This window comes from uncultured Corynebacterium sp., from assembly GCF_947253065.1.
Taxonomy (GTDB): domain Bacteria; phylum Actinomycetota; class Actinomycetes; order Mycobacteriales; family Mycobacteriaceae; genus Corynebacterium.
Genome location: NZ_CAMXWS010000076.1, coordinates 1 through 3,664 on the forward strand (window position 1 = coordinate 1; position 3,664 = coordinate 3,664).

6 protein-coding genes are annotated in these 3,664 nt (G+C 59.2%); 2 read left to right on the forward strand and 4 right to left on the reverse strand.

What is annotated here, in order from left to right:
- The 4 genes from Q0X21_RS10160 to Q0X21_RS10170 form a co-directional block, all read right to left on the reverse strand.
- Positions 1 to 1,196 (reverse strand): Nramp family divalent metal transporter (locus Q0X21_RS10160; protein WP_297851751.1); only part of this gene is annotated, 1,196 nt, incomplete at its 3' end.
- Positions 1,197 to 1,254: 58 nt separating this feature from the next.
- On the reverse strand, positions 1,255 to 1,443 hold the full coding sequence (locus tag Q0X21_RS10165) for a hypothetical protein (RefSeq protein WP_297851752.1): 189 nt from the start codon (positions 1,441 to 1,443) through the stop codon (positions 1,255 to 1,257).
- Entirely contained in the window at positions 1,376 to 1,600 is a 225-nt protein-coding gene (locus Q0X21_RS10355) for a hypothetical protein (protein ID WP_367172839.1), read from the reverse strand. Before Q0X21_RS10355 ends, Q0X21_RS10165 begins: the two co-directional genes overlap by 68 nt.
- 38 nt (positions 1,601 to 1,638) lie before the next feature.
- Complete coding sequence (locus Q0X21_RS10170) at positions 1,639 to 2,013, reverse strand: ectoine synthase (RefSeq protein WP_297851753.1); 375 nt, start codon at positions 2,011 to 2,013, stop codon at positions 1,639 to 1,641.
- A gap of 82 nt (positions 2,014 to 2,095) precedes the next feature.
- Between Q0X21_RS10170 and Q0X21_RS10175 the strand changes: the two genes are divergently transcribed.
- Positions 2,096 to 2,569, forward strand: a complete 474-nt coding sequence (locus Q0X21_RS10175) for a hypothetical protein (protein WP_297851754.1) — start codon at positions 2,096 to 2,098, stop codon at positions 2,567 to 2,569.
- Positions 2,566 to 3,648, forward strand: a complete 1,083-nt coding sequence (gene thiO, locus Q0X21_RS10180) for a glycine oxidase ThiO (RefSeq protein ID WP_297851755.1) — start codon at positions 2,566 to 2,568, stop codon at positions 3,646 to 3,648. The genes Q0X21_RS10175 and thiO overlap by 4 nt, the downstream gene beginning before the upstream one ends.
- The last annotated feature ends 16 nt before the right edge of the window (positions 3,649 to 3,664 follow it).

Genomic DNA, 3,664 nt, shown 5'->3' on the forward strand with positions numbered 1-3,664 from the left:
CCGCCGAGCACGACGGTGATCAGGAAGATAATGCCGCCGATGATATTGGTGACCACGCCGTTGGCGTGCTCGCCGAGGAGCTTCTTGTTATTCATGGTGTAGAGCAAGAAGAAGGCCACGACGGGCAGGAGAATGCCATTGGCTGCCTGGGCAAGAATGATCACCTGGATCGGGTTCACGCCAGTGATCGCAATGATCGCGCCGACGACAACGACCGTGAGATAGATGGCGCGGAATTTTGGATCTTTCAAATCACTAGACCAGCCCATGACTCCGCAAATGGCGTAAGCGGCACCGAGCGGGCCGGCGACGGCGGATGTCATGCCGGCGGCGAAGAGGCCGATGGCGAGGACCCAGGGGGCGGCGTCGCCAAGCATGGGGCGCAGTGGCTCGGCGAGGTCGGCTGCAGATTCGGCGGCCAAACCCTGACTGAACATCACGGTGGCAGCGGTGGTGAGAATAGCCAGGGTGATCAGGCCGCCAATAGAAATGGAGACGACGTTGTCCACGCGAGCTTTCTTCAAGGCTAGATCGCGTGGTTCGCTACCCCACTTCTCCTGCGCGAGGTTGGAGTGCAAGAAAACGTTGTAAGGAACGACTGTCGTACCGATCAGGGCGATGGCGGTCAGCGCGGCGCCAGCAGGCACTTCGGGAACGAAAATGCCCTGAAGAAGCGCGCCGACATCAGGCTTCACAGCCACGGCGGTGACGAGGAAGACGCCAACCAGGACGATCACCAGCGCAGTCATGAAGCGCTCGAGGACCTTGTAACTACCCGTCAGCAGCACAAGAACGATCACCGCGGCGATGATGCCGGAGAGAACTGGAACGGGGAGATTGGTGACTTCGCTCAAAGCGAGTGCAGTGCCGGTTGTGTCGCCACCCGCGTAAGCAGCACCGCCAATGCCAATAGCTGCGACAATGAGCGCAATCATGAACAGCTTGGCCACGGGCGATGAAAAGGTTTCACGCATGGCTTCACCTGTGCTGACGCCACCCATGAGGCCGAGGCGGGCAGACATTTCCTGAAGAATGATCGTGGCGATCACGGAGAAGACAATCGCCCAAGTCAACGCAAAGCCGAAGCTTGCGCCAGTGACTGTGGCGGTGGTGACGGTGCCCGGCCCGATGAATGAGGCACTGATGAGTAGCCCGGGGCCGAGCCATGCGGAGCGTTGTTTCTTGTCGGTGGACATGAGACCTGCCTCCTACGCTTAGCGATTTGTGTTTCACATCACTTTAGGGGAGAAAGGGTCAGCAGTCATCCATATCGGCGAAAGCTTCCTCAATTGAATCGTGCTCTTCGCGGGACTCTTCCCAGACCTCCTTTGCGGCGGAGAGGTTCACGAAGATGATGATGTTGGCGAGGGCGTCGTTACGCGCGGCAAGCCAGGCGCCGGTTGCGAGCGAGGAATCTTCGTTGCGCAGGCGCAACAGGATCACAGCGTCGAGGAGCGGGCCATGCCACTGCGATGAACACCAGCATGTTGATCGCGGTGTCTTCGAGGAAGTCTGCCGAATCGGCAAAAAGAGACGCCGATCCGATCGCGATGGCGGCTGCGAACTCGACGAAGAAATAGCCGAAGTTCAGCAGCGCCACGATCAGAACGGCGTGGCGAATACGCTGTTCAGTCTTGTTTAGTAGGAGCTAAAGCCGTCCTCAGACAGGGTGTGCTTCTCATCGCCGGTGATCGCCGGGTTGAAGATGGAAACCAGGATCAGGTCCTCGTCCTTGCCACCGCGGAGGTAGTGGGCGTCGTGTTCATCGAGGACATAAATCGTGCCCGGGGTGATCGGATAAACATTGCCCTCGGTGTCCTCAACCTCACCGGAGCCACCAATGCAGTAGCAGGCTTCGAGGTGGTTGCGGTACTGCAGCTTGGACTCGGTACCAGCACGAACAACGGTGTGGGCAACCGCGAAGCCCATATTGTCCTTGGCGGTCAGGACACGCTCAGAGGTGCCGCCACCCCACTCGACCTTTTCCACATCTTCACGGGAACGAGTAAACATTAATCTCTCCTTGATCGTTGTCGATTGCCCTATCCACGCTAAAGGAATTTCGTGTTCGGCGAGGCGCGTATGGTCGGAAGATATGATCCTTGCCATCATTCTCACGGAGATCGCGTACTGGTTCTGCCTGCTCGGCGGGATGATTCTGCGCTACGTGTTCAGGCTCCCAAAAACGGGATACGCCCTGCTGGTAGCCACCATCCCGATCAATTTCGTGCTACTCATCTACACGTTTTGGAGCATCGCGGACATGCGCTGGGCAAACTTCTTTCATGGGCTCGGCGCGTTTTATGCGGTATTCGCCATCGCTTTTGGCAAGGACCTCATCCAGGCAATGGACAACAAGTGGCGTGGCACTTCGGACGTGAGCGGCAAGGGATTCGACCTCACCCGTTGTGTCATCGCATGCGTGATCACGATCGTGATTTTGGCGGCGATGATCAAGCTCACGGGTCTTGCGGGCAGTTTCTGGTTGATCTACTGGATCATCGCGGTCGCTTTCATTCCGTTGTTCTGGTGGGCGATCAATAAATGGCAGCAAAGAAGGAAAGCATGAAGGTTGCAGTAATCGGCGGGGGCATTATTGGCTTATCGACGGCGCTTCGTCTCGCCGACGGCGGCCACTTAGTCACGGTCTACGATCCAGCGCCTGTCAGTGGCGCGACCTGGCATGCGGGTGGCATGCTCGCACCGGCAGCAGAGGTCGTGTACAAGCAGGACCCGCTGTTTCCACTGATGATTGCCGCTGGCAAGTGGTACCCGGAGCTGATCGAGCTGACCACCAAGTACACGGATGAACCAACCGGCTATCGCACAGAGGGCACGCTGGTGGTGGCGAAAGATCGCGCGGACAAGACGCACTTGGAAGAACTGCGCGAGTACCAAGAGCTGCATGGAATGACGACGGAGCGGATCACCACGCGGGAGGCGAGGAGGTTGGAGCCCGCAATCCACCCCGCCATTGCCGGTGCAGTGCATATCCCTGGCGACCATCAAGTGCGCCCGCGGCTGTTTGCGGCGGCGCTGAAGGATGCGTGCGCGAATGCGGGCGTTGAGTTCGTCGCGGAAGCTGTGCGCGATGTTGGCGATGTGGATGCCGACCAGGTGGTGCTGGCGAATGGGCTCGGTGCACGCGAGACGACTGGATGGTTTGAGGGCGAGAATCCGCTGAAACTGCGACCGGTGTACGGCGACATGGTGGAGCTGCGCGTGCCGGAACACCAGCGGCCGCTGCTGAAACGAGTGATTCGTGGTTTTGTTGAGGACCGGCCAATTTATCTGATTCCGCGCGAGGACGACACGCTCACGATCGGCGCGACCACGCGCGAAGACGACAGGTTTGAGCCGCAGGCAGGCGGCGTGTTGCAGTTGCTGCGCGATGCGAGCGAGGTCGTCCCAGGCATCGAAGACTGCGATCTGATTGAGGTCCACGTCGGTGCACGCCCTGGTTCGCCAGATGACCTGCCATACCTCGGACGCGTCAACGACCGCGTGGTCGTGTCCACTGGTTATTTCCGCCACGGCATTCTGCTCGCAGCGATGGGTGCGAAGTGCGGGGCCGCGCTGGTCGAAGGGGCCGAACCACCCGTAGAGTTGGGGGCCTGTGATCCCCTGCGTCATTCAAGGAGGAACTAATGCAGTTGGTTGTCAA

Excerpts from the sequence above, each read along its gene's own strand:
- Q0X21_RS10170 (WP_297851753.1), bottom strand. The coding sequence starts at position 2,013 with ATGTTTACTCGTTCCCGTGAAGATGTGGAAAAGGTCGAGTGGGGTGGC.
- Q0X21_RS10175 (WP_297851754.1), top strand. The coding sequence starts at position 2,096 with ATGATCCTTGCCATCATTCTCACGGAGATCGCGTACTGGTTCTGCCTG.
- thiO (WP_297851755.1), top strand. The coding sequence starts at position 2,566 with ATGAAGGTTGCAGTAATCGGCGGGGGCATTATTGGCTTATCGACGGCG.